This is a genomic window from Rhizobium leguminosarum (genome assembly GCF_001679785.1).
In the GTDB taxonomy this organism is placed as follows: domain Bacteria; phylum Pseudomonadota; class Alphaproteobacteria; order Rhizobiales; family Rhizobiaceae; genus Rhizobium; species Rhizobium leguminosarum_R.
The window spans coordinates 2,654,395-2,672,304 of record NZ_CP016286.1 but is presented as its reverse complement, the minus strand read 5'-3'; the positions used below and the strand labels follow the sequence as shown (position 1 = coordinate 2,672,304).

Below are 17,910 nucleotides of genomic sequence, written 5' to 3'. Positions count from 1 at the left end.
GCGTTCGCAGATATGGATTTTCCATGAACAATACGACTTCGGAGCTCGCAGCCAGCATCCGCTCCATTCCTGACTATCCCAAGCCCGGCATCATCTTCCGCGACATCACCACGCTGCTCGGCAACCCTCGGGCTTTCCGCCGGGCGGTTGACGAACTCGTGCAGCCCTATGCCGGCATGAAGATCGACAAGATCGCCGGCATGGAGGCGCGCGGCTTCATCCTCGGCGGCGCGGTGGCGCACCAGCTTTCCTCAGGCTTCGTACCGATCCGCAAGAAGGGCAAGCTGCCGCACGAGACCGTGCGCATCGCCTACAGCCTGGAATATGGCGTCGACGAGATGGAGATGCATCGCGATGCTGTCCAGCCCGGCGAGAAGGTGATCCTGGTCGACGACCTGATCGCCACCGGCGGCACGGCGGTCGGCGCGACGAAGCTGCTGCGCCAGATCGGCGCGGAAGTGGTTGGCGCCTGTTTCGTCATCGACCTGCCGGATCTTGGCGGCCGCAGGAAGCTGGAAGAGCTCGGCGTCGTCGTGCATACGCTGGTCGAATTCTCCGGCCACTGAACCCTCGTACTCCTGCCTGCGGCGTCAGTCGAATTCGAGCACACCGCTTTCGAAGCGGATGACGGCATCGCCGTTTTGATTGACACCCTCGCAGAGGATGGTGTTGAGGTGCCATCCCGGCCGCGACGCAAGCGCCCGGCTGGAGAGTAAGGCGACGGAATAGCTGACGACGTCGCCTGCGAAGACCGGCCGCAGCCATTGCAGTTTCTGGAAACCGGGCGAAGGGCCGAGGTTCGGCGACGTCAGGCCGTTTTGCGCGAGTGCGGCGCTCTGCCTTTCCCAAAAAGCGAGGAAGGTCCGCATCCAGGCGGCGGTGGTGTGCCAGCCTGAGGCGCAGAGATCGCCGAAGAGGGTGTCTTTCGCGGCTTCTTTGTCGACGTGGAAACGCTGCGGATCGTAGCGCGCCGCGAAACGGATGATGTTTTCCTCGGTAAAAATGTAGCTGCCGATCTCGGCCTTCTCGCCAACCGCGTAAAGCTCGGACATTCTCATGCTGACGCCTCCGGGCTCATGCTGATGTCTCCGGGTTTATGGCGATATCGGCTGGCCGGGCGCGCATGCCGAACATGACCGAATTCTCCGATACGCAGACGAGTTCGCCGCGCTGGTTTTCCACCTCGTGGCGAAACTTGACGATGCCGATGCCGGGGCGCGATCGCATCGGCCGGGCTTCAAGCACGGTCGAGTGGCCGGACAGCGTGTCGCCGGCAAGCACCGGCTTTCGCCATTCCATCAGATCGACGCCGGGCGCACCTTCGCAGAGCGAGTTCAGCACGTAGCTGTCGGCCATCATGCGCATGAACATCGAAGAAGTGTGCCAGCCGGAGGCGGCAAGGCCGCCGAGAATGCTGGCGCGGCCGGCAGCCTCATCGAGATGCATCGGTTGCGGGTCGAATTCGCTTGCGAACTCAACGATTTCATCGGTGGTCACCGGCTTCGGGCCAAGCGCGAAGCGGCGACCGGGCTGGAAATCCTCGAAGGAAAGCTTTTCTGCCGACATTCGCTTCTCCCGCCATATGCAGAGCACAATGCTTACAATAGCATCCGCGCGGGCTCAATGATTCCGGGGAGATAAACCGGCATGACTGAACTAAGGTCGATACTCGACGAGGCCGTGCGCCAGGAGCTGATTTCGCCGGAGGCGGGCGGGCGTCTTCTGCCGTTCCTGACGGAGCGCGGGGTCGCCGTCATCGGGGGTGGGGTCGCTGAGGCACAGCCGGCAATGGAAGCGGAGGGGCAGGCCTCCTGGTCGGATACCGAGACGCCACGCTTCGTGCGCGGCTTCCACGACGTGCTGATCACCATCGGCGTCGTGGTGGCGCTCGGCGGCCTCTGGGGGCTTGCCGCACTCTATGCCGTGCTGCCTGCGATCATCGTGCTTTCGGAAATCCTGGTGCGCCGCCAGCGGCTCGCTTTGCCGGCCGTCAGCCTGACGATTGCGCTGCTCTGCTGGACATTCCTGCTGATGTCCTTCTTCTTTAAGCCGGGAACATCAGTCTTCAATGATATCGGGGCGGAGGCGACGCAGTTCGTCGCCGGCTTCCCGATCATTCTCGGCCTCTATTATGCCCGGTACCGCGTGCCGCTGTCGCTGGCGCTCTGCATCACTTCGGCCCTTGCGCTGGTGCTCACCCTGCTATTGCGCCTCATGCAATGGGCGAGCGGCGATCCGCAATTCTTCTCCAACCATCCCCTCCTGCTCGCGGTGGTCTTCCTCGTTTGCGCGCTCGGGCTGTTTGCAACGGCGCTGTATTTCGACCTCGGCGACCGGTTGCGCCGGACGACACGCTCCGATATCGCCTTCTGGCTTCACCTCGGCGCGGCACCGGCTCTGCTCTTCAGCGTAAGGCTGCTGATGTCGTTCGACGGCAATTTGCTCGATGTTGCCCAGGCGGTGTCGATCAAGACGCCCATCATTGTTATCAGCGTGGTGGTGTTGATGCTGATCGGCCTTGTCATCGATCGGCGCGCCTTCGTCACGTCAGGCCTGCTGTCGCTTGGTTTTGCGATCTACGGCATTTTCCGGCAGGGGAATGCGACGGTTGACACCTATATCTTCACGACGCTGATCGTCGTCGGAGCGATCGTGCTCATCATCGGAACAGGCTGGATGCCGCTGCGCCGCATCGTGCTGCGGGCGCTGCCGGCCGCCATTTCGCAAAGACTGCCGCCTGCCGTCTTGGCGGCGACGCCGTAAAGCTAGGTCGCCCAATCTGCTGAGCAGTTGGGCGACAACATTGGTCGGGACAGCAGCGGTTTTCGGTTAGAGCGGTTCAGCTTTGCATGGAAGCGCAGAACCGTTCTAACCTTTTATTTTCATGCAATTCCCGGCGAAAATCGCTTCGCGCTTTGCCTGGAATTGCTTTAGGTGTTGAAGCGGAAATGGATGACGTCGCCGTCCTGGACGACGTATTCCTTGCCTTCGTCGCGCGCCTTGCCGGCATCCTTGGCGCCGACTTCGCCGTTGTATTTGATGTAGTCATCATAGGCGATGGTGTTGGCGCGGATGAAGCCGCGCTCGAAATCCGAATGGATGACGCCGGCGGCCTGCGGCGCCTTGGTGCCGCGTTCGATCGTCCAGGCGCGCGTTTCCTTCGGGCCGACGGTAAAATAGGTAATGAGGTGGAGCAGCTTGTAGCCGGCGCGGATCAACCGGTCGAGGCCGGCCTCGTCAAGGTCGAGGGCGGAGAGGAATTCCTTGGCTTCCTCCTCGGGAAGCTGGGCGACCTCAGACTCGATCGCCGCCGAGATGACGACGGTTTCGGCACCCTGTTCCTTCGCCATGACGGCAACGGTTTCGGTGAATTCGTTGCCGGTCGAAGCATCGCCTTCGGCGACGTTGCAGACGTAGAGCACCGGATGCGAGGTCAGAAGATTGAGGCTCTTGAGGATGACGATTTCTTCCGCATCGAGCGTCGACAGCAGCGTGCGAACCGGTTTGCCTTCGTTGAGCAGCTTCAGCGAGGCTTCCATGATCGGCAGCATCGCCACCGAATCCTTGTCCTTGCCGGTGGCGCGCTTGCGTGTCTGCTCGGTGCGGCGCTCCAGGCTTTCGAGGTCCGCAAGCATCAGCTCGGTCTCGATCGTCTCGGCATCGGCGACCGGGTTGATGCGGCCCTCGACATGAGTGATGTCGCTGTCTTCGAAGCAGCGGAGTACATGGACGATGGCATCGACCTCGCGGATATTGGCGAGGAACTGGTTGCCGAGGCCTTCACCCTTCGAGGCGCCGCGCACCAGGCCGGCGATATCGACGAAGGAGATGCGGGTCGGGATCAGTTCTTTCGACTTGGCGATGTCGGCAAGCTTGCGCATGCGCGGATCGGGAACGGCGACTTCGCCGGTGTTCGGCTCGATGGTGCAGAAGGGGTAGTTCGCCGCCTGTGCCGCCGCCGTCTTGGTGAGCGCGTTGAAGAGGGTCGATTTGCCGACATTCGGCAGCCCGACGATACCGCATTTGAAGCCCATGGCTTGATCCATATCTCTTGGTAACTTTGCCCTGCCTATGCGGGAATGGCCGCCCTGGGTCAAGGGTTCGCAACATGAATTGAAAAAGCTGAGGCGCTCGGCTTGAAGGTAAGGCGGTTTAGCCTTACTTTTTGAGCAAAGGATACCATCAGCATGGCAACTCTGACTGTGACGGCAAAGGGGCAGGTCACCCTGAAAAAGGAGGTGCTTCAGCATCTCGGGGTCAGGCCTGGCGACAAGATCGATGTCGATCTCCTGCCTGGCGGCAAACTGGAGGTCGTTGCTGTTGGGAGGCGGCCGGTCGCCGGCTCGGTGGAAAGCTTCTTCGGGAGTTTGGAGAATAAGGTGAATATTCATGCGACGCTCGAAGAGATCGATGAGGCCATAAAGGCGGGCTGGGCAGGCGAGGTCGGCGTCGACAATGATCGTTGATTCGAATGTGCTCGTACGTTCGGCCGTGCACGACGATCCGAAGCAAACTGAGCGTGCAAGGACGTTCATGCGCGAGGCCGAACGCCTGTTCATTTCCAATCTGACGTTTTGCGAATTCGTCTGGGTCGCCAGCCGGGTCTATCGCAAGAGCGCTTCAGAGATATCAGCGGCCATCCGGCTGCTGATATCGGACAGGAAGGTTGTCTATGACAGAGTTGCCGTCGAAGCCGGATTATCCTTTCTCGATGCTGGCGGGGACTTCGCCGATGGCATCATCGTCTTCGAAGGTCGCAGGCTTGGCGGCGAAACATTCGTGACATTCGACAAGAAGGCTGCCGCAATCCTGGAAAAAGCCGGCCAGAATTGCCTCCTGCTCTCCGCGGAATAACACTCCGTCATTGAACTGCCGTGCTTACGGTGCAATATATTGATGGCGGATGTTTTTCTCCGCCTTTTCCATGTCATCAACGGGTGGGTTTTTCCGATGAGTGACAATGACATTGCCCTGAAACCGAAGACCAAAGTGAAGCTCAAGCTGGACAAGCCAAAGCTCTACAAGGTCATTCTCGTCAATGACGATTATACGCCGCGCGAACTGGTGATCACGATCCTGAAGGCCGTCTTCCGCATGAGCGAGGAGACCGGCTACCGGGTGATGATGACGGCGCACAAGCTTGGTTCCTGCGTGGTCGTGGTCTGCGTCAGGGATATCGCCGAGACCAAAGCCAAGGAAGGCATCGACCTTGCCAAAGGCATGGGCTTTCCGCTGATGTTCACCACCGAACCGGAGGAATAGGCGCTTTCCGAGGGCCGCCCCGAATATGGAGTCAGGGCCGGCGGATCTGATAGCCGGTCTTTTCCTGCACGAAACCGCAATTCTCATAGAAGCGCAACGTTGCCGGATTCTTCGAGCCGGTAAGCAGCATCACCTTGTAGCATCCGGCGTTCCAGGCCTCGGCGACCGCGTGGCCGATGACGGTGCGGGCATAACTGCGCTTGCGATGATCGGCATGGGTGACGACGTTTTCGATGAGCGCATAGGGCGCGCCGTTCCGTGTCAGGTTCGGCACGACGACGCTTGTGACGGTGGCGACGGCGACCTCACCCGCGAAACCGATGAAGACGGTCATGCCGGGCTGGGCCAGGATGGCGGAAAAGCGTTCTTCGGCAATGGCCTCGTCAAGAACCGGATCGGCGGGGTTCAGGTGACGGTAAAGTGTCATGAGACCGGCGAGATCGCCGCGGGCAGCCGGGCGGATGATGACGTCTTGATCCGGCATCGGTCTCAATCGCCCTTTTTGCCGAACATCTTTTTCAGCATGTCGGCCATCGGGCCGGTGGCCGGCAACTTCGGCTGATTGTGGTTGCGGGCCTGATGGATATGCGACTGGCCGGCCGGCTTCTTCTCGGCGTCCTTCTTTTCTTTCGCCGGTTTCTCCTCCTCGGCCTTTCCGCCGAGCGCCAGCGCAATCTTGTTCATCAGCTGCGAATCTTCGTTTCGCACCAGCATGTCGGCATTGTCGGCGAGCGTGTCGAGAAGCGGCTCCAGCCAGGCCTTGTCGGCCTTGGCGAAATCGCCGAGCACATGGTTCTGCACCATTTCCTTGATGCCGGGATGGCCGATACCGAGGCGTAGCCGTCGGTATTCCCTGCCGCAATGGGCATCGAGCGACTTGATGCCGTTGTGGCCGTTGTGGCCGCCGCCGGTCTTCAGCCGCGCCTTGCCCTGGGGAAGGTCGAGCTCGTCGTAGATGGCCACGAGATCGGCCGGCTGGAGCTTGTAGAAACGCATCGCCTCGCCGACGGACTCGCCGGAAAGGTTCATGAAGGTCTGCGGCTTCATCAGCAGCACTTTCTCGCCACCGACCTCGCCCTCGGCGATCTCGGCCCTGAACTTCTTCGACCAGGGCGAAAAGCTGTGGCGCCGATGGATGGCGTCGACGGCCATGAAGCCGATATTGTGGCGGTTGCCGACGTATTTGCCGCCGGGATTGCCGAGACCCGCGATGATCAGCATGGCCTGTTTTTCCTCACTAAAGCATGTCGCGCAAAGTGTGCAGCGGTTCTGCGACAACCACATGCATAAAAACAAAGACCTAAAGCGCGACAAGCGAATCTGAAAGATCGCGACGCGCTCTAGAACTTCCCGCCGTTCACCACCGCGAAATGAAAGCAAAGTCAAGCGGAAAGGGCAGATATCTTCGGAGTCAGTCCGACAGGTTCATGCCGTATTTCAAGAAGATCTGCTTCTGGTCTCCATCGGCGATCAGCTTGTCGAGGGCAGCCTGCATCCTGGCGAGCAGATCGTCCGGAAAGTTCTTCTCGCAGGCGATGCCCATTGGCTGGGCGGAGAGCACGGTCACCAATTCCACCGGCTGGTCTGCCTTCAGCTTTTCGAAATAGAGTTCGGAGATCGGCATCATGTCGATGCGCCCGCCAAGCAGCTTGCGCAGCGTCGCGTTGAAGTCGCTGGCGACATCGAGCTTGGTGAAGCCCTTTTCCTTCAGGATCGTCTCGGTGTAATCCTCGCGCTGAGTACCGATCGTATATTTCTTCGCTTCGTCCAGATTGCCGGCGGTGACGCCCGAGCCCTTTCGCGTGATCAGGATATTGCGATCGATGAGCAGCGGTTCGACCCATTTGAACAATGGATCGCGCGTGCTGTTGTGGGCAGTCGCGAAGACGCAGGTCATCGGCGCCGTGCGAGCAAGGCCGTAGGCGCGCGCCCAGGGCATGACCTCGATTGTGTAGTCGACGCCGATCGCGGCCATCACCTTTTCGACCTGCTCGACGGTGGCGCCCTTGATCTCCTTGCCTTCGCGATAGTTGAAGGGTGCATAGTCCTCGGTCGTGAACGTCACCGTTTGCGCATGGGCGGTGCAGGGCAGCGCCAGGCATGCGAGAAGCAGGAGTTTTTTCATCCGTTCATCTCCTTGGTTCTTCGTTCACGAGGCGCGTGCGACGGCCGATTGCGAGGCCGTCAGTTCCTCGATCAGCGTGGCGGCGTGCTGTGGACGATGGAAGAGATAGCCCTGGCCATAGTCAAGCCCCATCTGATGGAGCGTGCGGCATTCCTCTTCGGTCTCGATACCCTCGGCAATGACGGTGCAGTTCATCTTGTGGGAAAGTGTGGTGATGCCTTCGATCAGCATGCGGCTCTTCTGGCGCACGTCGTCGTCGCCGTCGTTGATCGCGCGGGTGAAGGACTGGTCGATCTTGATGATGTCGACAGGGAAGCGGTTGAGGTAGCTCAGCGACGAATAGCCCGTGCCGAAATCGTCAAGCGCGATGCGGCAGCCGAAGCGACGAAGTTCCGTGACGATCAAGCGAATCTGTGGGTTGTCGTGCATCAGCACGGCTTCGGTGATCTCGACGACGATGCGCTCGGGACGGATGCCGTGGCGACCGACGATGGCGGCAAGACGGGCCGGCAGCGCCGGCTCGAACTGCAGCGGCGAGAAGTTGATGGCGAGATAGGTATCCTGCATGCCTGATATGCGGGAAATCTTGGCGAGGTTGGCGATCGCCTTTTCCATGATGACGTTGCCGACGCGGACGATCTTTGCCGTTTCCTCGGCGACGCTGATGATCTCGGCCGGCGGCATCAAGCCTTTCTGCGGATGGTTGAGGCGCATCAGCGCCTCGAAACCGGCAATGCCGCGGCCGTTCAGGGTGACGATCGGTTGCAGGAAGGCTTCGAACCAGTTGTCGACGAGGCCGGCTTCGATATTGGCCTCGATTTCGGCCCGGCTGCGGGCACGGTCGAGCATGGCATTGTCGAAGAGCTGCGCACCGTTCTTGCCATCGCGTTTCTTGGCATACATCGCCATGTCGGATTTTTGCAGCAGCTCGGCCGCGGTTGCAGCATGATGCGGATAGATGGCGATGCCGACGGAAGCGCTCAGATGCATGTCGGGCGCGAATGGCGTTTCGAAGATCGAGGCGATCTGCTCGCACATCACCTTGGCGCGGTTTTCGGCGTCCTTGGCTGGCAGCAGGATGGCAAATTCGTCGCCGCCGAGACGGGCCGCCTCGTCGGAGGGGGCAAGATGGATCTTCAGGCGCTCGACGAGCTCGACCAGCGCAGTGTCACCGGCGGCATGGCCCATATTGTCGTTGATCCACTTGAAGCGGTCGAGATCGACGAAGAGACAGGCGAGTTCCTGGCCGGCGGCATCGGCGGCGGCGATCTTGTTGTCGAGGACGGCTTCGAAGCCCTGGCGGTTGAGAAGCCCGGTCAGGTGATCGGTGATTGCCTGGCGGTGGTTGCGGTCCTCGGACGCCTTGAGTTCGGTCACATCGGTCATGACCGATAGCGAGAGGCGGTCCTGAGCGCCAGCTCCCGCCTCCGATTCCATGATGAGGACGTCCATGGTGCGGCCATCCAGGCAAACGAACTTGACGGTGACGGTCATGCCGCTTTCGGCTTGGCGGCGCTTGACGAATTTGTCGCGGGTCGGGGGGGTGACGAGATTGGCGAAGTTGCGGCCGATGACGGCGGCACGGTTATAACCGGTGGCAAGCAGCCAATAATCGCTGACGGCGGTGATGCGGTCTTCCTCGTCGAGCGAGAAGAGCATGGCGGGCGTCAGATTGTAGATATCGGTGGCGCGGCGGTGGGCGAGCTTCAGCTCCTTTTCCTCGCTTTCGAGCTTGGTCTGCATCTCGTTGAAGCTATGGGCGAGCCGTCCCATCTCGTCGTTCGACTGCCAGTCGACATGATGGCGGGAACCCAGCTGGCGGGTGGCCTCGATAGCCGCCGTCAGCCGCATCAGCGGCTGGATGACGAAGAAGCGGTTGCCGATCAGCGCCGTGCCGAAAACGGTCAGCACCGCGAAGATGAAGATCGAGATGAAGACGACTTCTTCCTGCTTCAGGCCGGAAAACAGGCTGAGGGCGGGATAATAGACGCTGATGCTGCCGAGGTTCTTCGGACCGTCGACGGTGTTGTAGATGATGGCGCGCGACACCTGCACGAGCTTGCCGTCGAAGGAGCGCGGAATGGTGGACTGGCTGACGTCGAGCTGGCCTGACTGGTCACGCACTTCGACCTTGACGATGGCGCCCTGGGAAACGACCGTCGCGCTGATCTGGGTGACGCTATCCTCATCGAGGTCCCACAAGGGTTTGGCCAGCGCCTGGGCATTGGCGACAAGAAGAACGGAGATATGGTCGCGTATTTCCTTGTCGGCCCGTTCCGAGGAAAGAAAAAGGAAGAGAACAAAGAGGGGAGCGACAAAAACAAGCAGCGCTCCGCAAACTATCGCAAAAAATCTGTTCTCAACGGAATTGTTCATGGTTCCGTCTACTCCCCGGGCCGGCCGTATTTGCTGTCGCGCGTTGAGGCGGGCTTCTTCGCAGCTGACGGAGCATGCTTTCACGAATTTGTTAAATGTTGCTGAAACGGGGCGTTTCCGAGCAATGAAAAGCCCGCTTTCCAGGGGAAAGCGGGCCATATGCTTTACAAATTGGTCGAAGCGATCAGGCTTCGGCTTCGCCTTCCGCGGCGCTCTCGTCGATGCCGGCAGCCGGAGCGATAATCGTCGCGATCGTGAAGTCGCGGTCGATGACCGGGGTGACGCCCTTCGGCAAGGTGACTTCCGCGATATGGATGCTGTCGCCGATCTTCTTGCCGCTGAGGTCAATGTTGAAGAACTCAGGGATCGCATCGGCCGGGCAATGAACTTCGACTTCATGGCGAACGATGTTCAGAACGCCACCGACCTTGAGGCCCGGGGACTTCTCTTCGTTGATGAAGTGAACGGGGATTTCAACGGTCACCTGGGTGTTGCCGGAGACGCGCAGGAAATCGACATGCATCGTGAAGTCACGGACCGGATCGAGCTGGTAGTCCTTCGGCAGAACCTTGTGCTTCTTGCCGTCGACGTCGATCGTCGCCACGGTAGTCATGAAACTACCGGCGTGAATGCGCTTCGTCACCTCATTGGTGTTGAGAGCGATGGCGATGGGGGCCTGCTTGTCACCATAGATGACAGCGGGAATCAAACCGTTGCGGCGAAGTTCACGGGCGGACCCCTTACCAACCCGTTCGCGCGCCTCGGCCTTGAGCTCGTAAGTTTCCTGGCTCATGGCTATTCCTTTCGAGGTTATTTGGAGAGTTCGGCGGCGGGCAAAAGCCTTGTTCCGACGAACCGGAGGCGGTATGACCCGACCTCATCCGCGTTGCCTCCAAGGGTGTCTACACGGACCGGTGGCCTATATTATAAGTCGATCGGAAACGCAAGTTGCGGATTTGGGTTGTTTTTTGCCCATATACACGCTTTCGCCAAGGTTTAACCATCGAAAACGAAATCGGCGGCGATTAATAAATCCTGCGTTTACCCGCCAATATAAGCAGGGCCGTCTCAATTTGCCGGTTGCCTCTCATGTTGCGCGTCCTTTCCTGTATCACCGTCGAACACAGCCTTCCGCATCTGATCTTCGCCACCGTTATTTGCGTTCTCGGATCGATGCTGTCGATGCGCCTCTTCACCCGGGTGCGCCGATCGCAGGGGCTGCAGAAAACCAACTGGCTGTTTCTCTCCGGTTTCGTTGGCGGCTCGACCATCTGGACGACGCATTTCATCGCCATGCTCGGTTACCAGACGCCGGTGGCGAACGGCTATGAGCCGACACTGACGCTGCTGTCGCTGTTTGCCGCCGTCGCGACGACGATGATCGGCTTTGCCATCGCGTCAATCGCGCAGAAGAGCGCGCTCATCGAGGCAGGCGGCGTGATCGTCGGCCTCGGCATCGCGGTCATGCACTATGTCGGGATCGCCGGTTACGAGATCGAGGGTCGTCTCGAATGGCAGACTTCCTATGTCGCCGCCTCGCTGGTCTTGGCCGGCTTGTTCGGCGCAGTCGCCACCAATCGCGTCTGCCGGCCGATCACGCGTTTCTGCCGCCACGGGGCTGCCCTTTCACTGATCCTTGCGATCGTGCTCACGCATTTCACTGGCATGGCGGGGCTGACGATCCTGCCGGATGCCACTGTCGCCGCACCCACCGAGATCATCTCGGACGGCATCATGACCGGTCTCGTCAGCGCCGTCATGATCATCATCCTGACGCTGGGCGCCTCCACCTATATCATCGACATGCAGTCGACCCAGGCAGCCGTCGAGCGTTATCGCCATCTGTCGCTGCATGACCCGCTGACCAATCTTGCCAATCGCGCCGCCTTCAACGAGCATCTGTCGGCGCTGGTCAACAAGCCGAAGGACATGACGGCCAATATCGCCGTGCTTTCCTTCGACCTCGACCGTTTCAAGGAAATCAACGACGTTCATGGCCACGCCGCCGGCGATGCCGTGCTGCGCGCCGTCGCCGAGCGGCTGTCCAGGATCATGCAGAACGGCCAGTTCGTGGCGCGGGTCGGCGGCGACGAGTTCGTGGCGGTCATGTGCGATTATTTCGTCCGTTCGGACGCCAAGGGACTGGCACAACGCATGCTTGACGAGATCGCCCGGCCGATCGAATGGAACGGCCATGCGCTGACCGTCGGCTCCAGTATCGGTATCTCCACCTATCCCGGACAGGCGGATACTTTGGATGACCTGCTGTCGCAGGCCGATATCGCTATGTATCGGGCAAAATCGACAGCGACCAACAGCATATGCTTCTACGAGCCCTCGATGGACCAGGTAGCGCGCGAACGCAACGCGCTGGCGAGCGAGATGCGGGAGGGATTGGCGCGCGGCGAATTCGAGCTGTTCTACCAGCAGCAGAATGACACGGTGACGCGCGACATCGTTGGCCTGGAAGTGCTCCTGCGCTGGAGACATCCTGCGCGCGGCTACATCTCACCCGTCGAATTCATTCCGATCGCGGAGAAGACCGGCTTTATCATTGAGCTTGGTGAATGGGTGCTGCGGGCCGCTTGCGCGGAAGCGGCGACCTGGAAGAACCCGTTACGCATCGCCGTCAACGTCGCGCCGCAGCAGCTCGGCGACAACCGCCTACCGCACATCGTGCATCAGATCCTGCTTGAGACCGGCCTGCCGGCGGCGCGACTAGAGATCGAGATCACCGAATCCGGCATCATCGCCGATCATCAACATGCGCTTCAGGCCATCCGCCGGCTGAAAGCGCTCGGCGTAAAGGTGGCGATGGACGATTACGGCACGGGTTATTCGTCACTGTCGACACTGCAGAGCTTCCCGTTCGACAAGATCAAGATCGACCGCGCCTTCGTCGACGGCGTCGTCACCAATAAGCAGTCTGCGGCAATCGTGCGTTCGACGCTAATTCTTGCATCAAGCCTCGACATACCGGTGCTTGCTGAAGGCGTCGAAAACGAAGACCATATCGATTTCCTGCGACGGGAAGGCTGCCTGCAGGTGCAGGGCTTCCTCTTCGGTAAGCCGGGACCGCGCTCGGGCATCGAGGCGATCGTCAACGGCGAGGTGCCGGCCGTACAGCTGGAAACGGTTCTTGCGCCGGTCGTGAAGAAATCCGCGGCCGCGTGAGCGGCAAATTGCCATTCTCTGCAACAGCTGAGGTTGACATCGGCGCGCTTCGCATCTTTGGATGGCCCGCATTCAAAAAAGCGGCTGAGGAGAAATCGGACTATGCGTCTCAAACTTGTCACGGCAACGAGCTTGCTGGCACTTTGCCTTGTCACCACGGCCCAGGGTGTCGAGATCAATCAGGATGGCGCCAATGCGGTCAAGGACACGCTGACGAAGCTGCTTCCCGAGGATCTGGCAAAGAGCGGCCTGATCACCGTCAATCCGGCGGGCGCGCGATACGAGATCATTTACGATCTGGCGAAGCTGCTCGCCAAGGCCGATCCGGCGACATTCGCGATCAGCGGGTTGACGCCGTTCTCGATGTTCGCCACGCCGCTCGACAGCGGGCTCTGGAACATCGAGGGTGACAACAACCTCAACGTCTCCGGTCATTTCAAAGGCCCCGACCAGAAGCCGACGGATTTCTCCTATTCCATTGCTTCGCTTGTCTACACCGGCGTCTTCGATCCGGCGATCAGCTATCTGCGCTCCGGCACCTTCGCCGCCAAGGATATCAAGGTCACCAGCAAGTCCGAGACCGAGGAAGTCCATGCCAGCATCGCCGCGATCGACCAAAAGCTGAGTTCGACGGACAGCGCAGGCGGCAACGGGCGTATCGATTTTGCGGGCAGCGGCTCGATGTCCACTTTCGTCGAGCAGGTTTCCGGCCTGCAAATGCCGCCCGTTGAAATCCGTGCCGATTCGATCGATTTCGATGCCAAGGTGAACGGCCTGCCGGCCAAGCAGATCCGCGAGATCGTCCTTTTCGTTCTCGACCATCTCGAGGAGAAGGAACTAAGCCCGGAGAATAGCGACAAGATAAAGGGAATGCTCAAGCAAGCCTTCCCGATTCTTGCCTCGTTCAGCGAGACGATCGGGGTCAATAATCTGACCATCAGCAGCCAGATGGGCAATGGCGGCGTCAAGGCATTCGGTTACAATGTGGCCGTCGACGGGCCGAGCGACGCCATGCGTTTCGGCTTCGGCATCAATGCGAAGGATATCAGCCTCGACAGCCCGCTGATGCCGGCAAGCTATTCTACTTTCGTGCCGACCAGCTTCGAGCTGCAGCTCGCCATGCCGAATCTGGATTTCGCAACCTTCGGCGACGCCTTCATGGCGGTGGATTTCAGCAGCGCCGAGGCGTCGGAGACGAGCGGCGAGGAGATGGCGAAGAAGCTCTTCCGCGACGGCCGGCTCGCCGTCGAGTTTCCCAAGGTCAGCGCCAAATCCGATGTCTACGACCTCGATATGACCGGCAAGATCGAGGGGCGGGTCGACACCGAAAAGGACTATTCGATGGAGGCGACGATCCTTGCCCGTGATCTCGACAAGACGATTGCCGCGGTTCAGGAGCTTGCCAAGACGGATCCCGATCTCAACCAGGTCTCCTTCGGCATCATGATGGTGAAGGGTTTCGCCAAGACCGATGCAGATGGCCGCTCGCGCTGGGACATCAGTGTCAGCCGCGATGGTGCAGTCGCCGTCAACGGCCAGCAGATCAAGGGGCCGGATGGTCCGGATCAGGATCAGGGGCTGGAGACTGAGCAGGAACCGGATCAGGGGCAGGATGCGGTACCTGCGCCACCGCAGCAGCCTTGAGTATTATCAATTGGTATCCGCAATGAAAGGAAGCCGGCCTTGTGCCGGCTTTTTTGCGCCTTACGTCACAAGCTTCGCCGAAACCAACGATCGGGGCGGCCGCTTGCGAAACGCGTCTCCGCCACAATCAACGGCCAGCAAATCCTGCGGCTCGGAGGGCATGCCCGGTAATAGCTTGGTCCATCTAATGCAGAAATTGAAAGAGCCGGTCGAATGCCGGCTCTCTTTAATCGAACAGGCTGGAGACGGACTCTTCCTGAGCCGTTCGGCTGATGGCTTCGCCGATCAGAGGAGCCGTGGTCACGATGCGGATATTGTGCGCCGAGAGAACCGCCGTGGTCGGCTGGATCGAATCCGTGATGACGAGTTCGCGAAGCTTCGAGGAAGTGACGCGGGTGACTGCGCCGCCCGAGAGAACGCCGTGGGTGATATAGGCGGTGACGCTGGATGCGCCCTTGGCCAGCATCGCGTCGGCCGCGTTGCAGAGCGTGCCGCCGGAATCAACGATGTCGTCGATCAGCAGGCAGTCCTTGCCGGTGATGTCGCCGATGATGTTCATGACTTCGGATTCACCCGGCCGCTCGCGACGCTTGTCGACGATGGCCAGAAGACAGTCCAGCCGCTTGGCAAGCGCGCGGGCGCGAACCACACCACCGACGTCAGGCGAGACGACCACGACGTTGCTGAGGTCATAATGGCTCTTGATGTCGCGCGTCAGCACGGGCATGGCGAAGAGATTGTCGGTCGGAATATCGAAGAAGCCCTGGATCTGCCCGGCATGGAGATCGAGCGTCATGACACGGTCGGCGCCGGCTTCGGTAATGAGGTTTGCGACCAGCTTGGCGGAGATCGGCGTGCGGCCGGAGGCTCGGCGGTCCTGGCGGGCATAGCCGAAATAGGGAAGGACGGCGGTGATGCGGCGGGCTGACGAACGACGCATGGCGTCGATCATGATCAGCAGTTCCATCAGGTGGTCGTTTGCGGGAAAAGCGGTGGGCTGTACAAGGAAAACGTCCTCGCCGCGCACATTTTCCTGGATTTCCACGAAGATTTCCTGATCGGCAAACCTTCGAACACTGGCTTTCCCCAAGGGAACATTGAGATAGTTGCAGATCGCTTCGGCGAGTTGCCGGTTCGAATTGCCCGCGAAAACCTTCATTTTGGTCCGCCTGTTACGCGCTGATAGCCGCGCTTTTTAGTCAGCTTCCCCGTGAATGCAAGGGCAAAGGCGCCACAGGCTTCCATATTTGCAAAAAGTTTGTGACTAACCGCCCTGAGCCTGCCGCCAGGAAGAGAATTCCGCGATGGTTTTCGAGGCGATCTGCTGCATCACCGAGGCCGGAACGCCCGCCCATGGATCGGCCGCGGCCGTCGGCACGCTTTCCTGTCCCTGGATGCGATGCAGGCGGCCCCCGCCGCTGTCGAGAATGTCCCAGACATAGACCACGGTGACCTTGCCGTCGTCGCTGAAGGCGGAGAGGTAGCCCTTGAGGATGTAGTCGCTGCTCGCGTCGTTCGAACTCTTGATGGAAAGGCCGTGCGCGCGCGCCTCGGCGCCGAGCTGGCGCGAGAGCGGTGTCACGGCCTGCACCGGCGCGCCGATGATCGGTAGGAAGCGCACGGTATTGCCGCGGGCGGAGGAGGAACTGGGAGGAAGGGCGGCGGTCTGCTGCGGCTGTTGCGCCTCGGCCGGCGGAGCCGGCTGTGCGGCAAGCTCACCACTGGCCGCCGGCGGGGGCAGCGATTGTCCGTCGATCGGGGCCGAGGCGGCCGGTGAGGAGCCGCTTCTCGACAGGGCGTCTGCCTGTTCCTGCATCGTCGTCGGCGGCGCGCCGGTGCCGGGTCGAAAGGCCCGCTGCGACTGATCATAGGCTGGATGGTAGCCGCCCTGCTGCGAGCTTCCCGAGAAACTCGGCTGGCGGGTGCCTGCCAAGCGCTCGGCTTCGCTCTGCGTCACCGGGCTCGACGGGGCGCCCCCGGAGGAATTGCCGATGTCGACCTGCGGCGTCAGCGCATCGGTCGTGTTGCAGGCTGTCAGTAGAGCCATGACGAACAGGAGCGTGGGCACAATCGCAGCTCGCGTCATCCCTTGGTCCGTCCTTCCCGCAATCGCAATCAGCCCCACCCGAATTTATGCGGGTGGGGACGGTCGTCTGTCAATTCCGGATTCTCACCGGTCAGAGCCCGATGAAATCGAGTGGATGGCGGGATAGCGCGCGCGGCACATCCGCAGTCGTCAGATAGGTCTGGCCGAGCGTCATCGCCGTGCCCGTATCGGAATCGGCGATGATCATGTGCACGAAGAGCGACATGTTCGGCTCGATCGGCTGCGGATTGCCGACATGGAACATCTGATGCTCCATCCAGGAGGGCGAGAAGCGGGCGCCGAGCGAATAGCCACAGGCATTCAGCCGGTGGCGGGCCAGGCCGCGCTCGTCGATGATCCTGGCATGCATGTCGAAGACATCGCCGAAGGTCTGGCCGGGCTTGAGCACGGTCTCGATCGCTTCGATTGTTTCGCGGCAGGCGTTGTAAAGCTCGCGGTGGCGATGCGTCGGCTCGCCGATGACGATCGTGCGCATCATGGCGGCATGGTAATGCGCATAGGCGCCGGCCCATTCGAGCGTCAGTTGGTCGCTGGCGTCGAGCTTGCGGCGGCCGGCCTTGTAGCGGCAAAGCAGGGCGTCGGCGCCGGAGCCGATGATGAACTCGTTGGCGGGGTAGTCGCCGCCGCCGGAAAAGATCGCGCCCTGCATGGCGGCGAGGATATCGGCCTCGTCGGCGCCGGGTTTTGTCAGCCGGATCGCGGCATCGAGCGCATCGTCGGCGAGAACGGCGGCACGCTCGACATAGGCGACCTCCGTCGGGCTCTTGATCAGGCGCAGGCGGCTGACGAGGTAGGAGGCGTCGACGATCTGGCCGAAGGTGGTCAATTGCGCGTCGAGCAGCCGGGCGACGCGGCCGGTCATGCCGTGCGTATCATATTCGATGCCGATGCGGGCGCCGAGCAGGTCCATCTCGACCAGCAGGTTCTTCAGGTCGAGCGTCGGGTCGGCATTGACCCGGTCGACCCAGATATGGATGTCCTCGAGGATCGAGGTATGCCTGGCCTGGCGAAGATCGGCCGAGCGGGTGATCAGCGCCATGGTGCCGTCGCTCTTGACGACCAGCGTCTGGAAGAAGCAGTAGCCGAAGGTGTCGTAGCCCGTCAGCCAGTACATGCTTTCCTGGGCGAAGAGCAGCAAGGCGTCGAGCTTTTCTTCCTTCATCTTCTCGGTGAGGCGCGCAAGCCGGCTTGCGAATTCGGCCTTTTCGAAGTGCAGTGCCAT

Annotated in this window: 18 protein-coding genes; 7 read left to right on the top strand and 11 right to left on the bottom strand. The window is 60.7% G+C overall.

What is annotated here, in order from left to right; genetic code table 11:
• The first annotated feature begins 23 nt into the window (after nucleotides 1-23).
• A complete protein-coding gene (locus BA011_RS13375; protein ID WP_065280822.1) occupies nucleotides 24-566 on the top strand; it encodes an adenine phosphoribosyltransferase in 543 nt (180 codons plus the stop codon).
• Between the two features lie 24 nt (nucleotides 567-590).
• On the opposite strand, the gene BA011_RS13370 is transcribed toward BA011_RS13375, so the two are convergent.
• Nucleotides 591-1,058 carry a MaoC family dehydratase gene (locus BA011_RS13370; protein WP_065280821.1) on the bottom strand — a complete coding sequence of 156 codons (468 nt, stop codon included), beginning with the start codon at nucleotides 1,056-1,058 and terminating at the stop codon, nucleotides 591-593.
• Between the two features lie 16 nt (nucleotides 1,059-1,074).
• A complete protein-coding gene (locus BA011_RS13365) occupies nucleotides 1,075-1,566 on the bottom strand; it encodes a MaoC family dehydratase (protein ID WP_065280820.1) in 492 nt (163 codons plus the stop codon).
• 81 nt (nucleotides 1,567-1,647) lie between these two features.
• On the opposite strand from BA011_RS13365, the gene BA011_RS13360 reads away from it, so the two are divergent.
• A complete protein-coding gene (locus BA011_RS13360; RefSeq protein ID WP_065280819.1) occupies nucleotides 1,648-2,763 on the top strand; it encodes a hypothetical protein in 1,116 nt (371 codons plus the stop codon).
• 167 nt (nucleotides 2,764-2,930) lie between these two features.
• Here BA011_RS13360 and ychF read toward each other — a convergent pair whose 3' ends face one another.
• Nucleotides 2,931-4,034 carry a redox-regulated ATPase YchF gene (ychF, locus tag BA011_RS13355; RefSeq protein ID WP_062944450.1) on the bottom strand — a complete coding sequence of 368 codons (1,104 nt, stop codon included), beginning with the start codon at nucleotides 4,032-4,034 and terminating at the stop codon, nucleotides 2,931-2,933.
• A 153-nt stretch (nucleotides 4,035-4,187) separates the two neighbouring features.
• On the opposite strand from ychF, the gene BA011_RS13350 reads away from it, so the two are divergent.
• The 3 genes from BA011_RS13350 to clpS all read left to right on the top strand — a co-directional run bounded on the left by BA011_RS13350 (nucleotide 4,188) and on the right by clpS (nucleotide 5,262).
• Complete coding sequence (locus tag BA011_RS13350; protein WP_065280818.1) at nucleotides 4,188-4,466, top strand: AbrB/MazE/SpoVT family DNA-binding domain-containing protein; 279 nt, start codon at nucleotides 4,188-4,190, stop codon at nucleotides 4,464-4,466.
• Nucleotides 4,456-4,854 carry a type II toxin-antitoxin system VapC family toxin gene (locus BA011_RS13345; protein WP_065280817.1) on the top strand — a complete coding sequence of 133 codons (399 nt, stop codon included), beginning with the start codon at nucleotides 4,456-4,458 and terminating at the stop codon, nucleotides 4,852-4,854. Before BA011_RS13350 ends, BA011_RS13345 begins: the two co-directional genes overlap by 11 nt.
• A 96-nt stretch (nucleotides 4,855-4,950) precedes the next feature.
• Nucleotides 4,951-5,262, top strand: a complete 312-nt coding sequence (gene clpS / locus BA011_RS13340; protein ID WP_065282531.1) for an ATP-dependent Clp protease adapter ClpS — start codon at nucleotides 4,951-4,953, stop codon at nucleotides 5,260-5,262.
• Nucleotides 5,263-5,293: 31 nt separating this feature from the next.
• Here the strand turns inward: clpS and BA011_RS13335 are convergent, their stop codons facing one another.
• The 5 genes from BA011_RS13335 to BA011_RS13315 form a co-directional block, all read right to left on the bottom strand.
• Entirely contained in the window at nucleotides 5,294-5,755 is a 462-nt protein-coding gene (locus BA011_RS13335; RefSeq protein ID WP_065280816.1) for a GNAT family N-acetyltransferase, read from the bottom strand.
• The gene (pth, locus tag BA011_RS13330; RefSeq protein WP_062944451.1) at nucleotides 5,752-6,483 is read right to left on the bottom strand and encodes an aminoacyl-tRNA hydrolase; all 732 of its coding nucleotides are present in this window, start codon (nucleotides 6,481-6,483) and stop codon (nucleotides 5,752-5,754) included. Before pth ends, BA011_RS13335 begins: the two co-directional genes overlap by 4 nt.
• A 190-nt stretch (nucleotides 6,484-6,673) precedes the next feature.
• The gene (locus tag BA011_RS13325) at nucleotides 6,674-7,387 is read right to left on the bottom strand and encodes a substrate-binding periplasmic protein (protein ID WP_065280815.1); all 714 of its coding nucleotides are present in this window, start codon (nucleotides 7,385-7,387) and stop codon (nucleotides 6,674-6,676) included.
• Nucleotides 7,388-7,411: 24 nt separating this feature from the next.
• Complete coding sequence (locus tag BA011_RS13320; protein ID WP_065280814.1) at nucleotides 7,412-9,763, bottom strand: EAL domain-containing protein; 2,352 nt, start codon at nucleotides 9,761-9,763, stop codon at nucleotides 7,412-7,414.
• Between the two features lie 184 nt (nucleotides 9,764-9,947).
• Entirely contained in the window at nucleotides 9,948-10,556 is a 609-nt protein-coding gene (locus BA011_RS13315; RefSeq protein WP_065280813.1) for a 50S ribosomal protein L25/general stress protein Ctc, read from the bottom strand.
• A gap of 296 nt (nucleotides 10,557-10,852) precedes the next feature.
• Here BA011_RS13315 and BA011_RS13310 point away from each other — a divergent pair, with 296 nt between their 5' ends.
• Nucleotides 10,853-12,937: a putative bifunctional diguanylate cyclase/phosphodiesterase gene (locus BA011_RS13310; RefSeq protein ID WP_065280812.1), complete on the top strand. Its 2,085-nt coding sequence runs from the start codon at nucleotides 10,853-10,855 to the stop codon at nucleotides 12,935-12,937.
• 102 nt (nucleotides 12,938-13,039) lie between these two features.
• Complete coding sequence (locus BA011_RS13305; RefSeq protein WP_065280811.1) at nucleotides 13,040-14,581, top strand: hypothetical protein; 1,542 nt, start codon at nucleotides 13,040-13,042, stop codon at nucleotides 14,579-14,581.
• A 226-nt stretch (nucleotides 14,582-14,807) separates the two neighbouring features.
• Here the strand turns inward: BA011_RS13305 and BA011_RS13300 are convergent, their stop codons facing one another.
• From BA011_RS13300 to BA011_RS13290, 3 genes are all read right to left on the bottom strand, one after another.
• Nucleotides 14,808-15,740: a ribose-phosphate pyrophosphokinase gene (locus tag BA011_RS13300; protein WP_011652946.1), complete on the bottom strand. Its 933-nt coding sequence runs from the start codon at nucleotides 15,738-15,740 to the stop codon at nucleotides 14,808-14,810.
• A 105-nt stretch (nucleotides 15,741-15,845) separates the two neighbouring features.
• Entirely contained in the window at nucleotides 15,846-16,667 is an 822-nt protein-coding gene (locus tag BA011_RS13295; protein WP_065280810.1) for a hypothetical protein, read from the bottom strand.
• A 91-nt stretch (nucleotides 16,668-16,758) separates the two neighbouring features.
• On the bottom strand, nucleotides 16,759-17,910 hold the full coding sequence (locus BA011_RS13290; protein WP_065280809.1) for a M24 family metallopeptidase: 1,152 nt from the start codon (nucleotides 17,908-17,910) through the stop codon (nucleotides 16,759-16,761).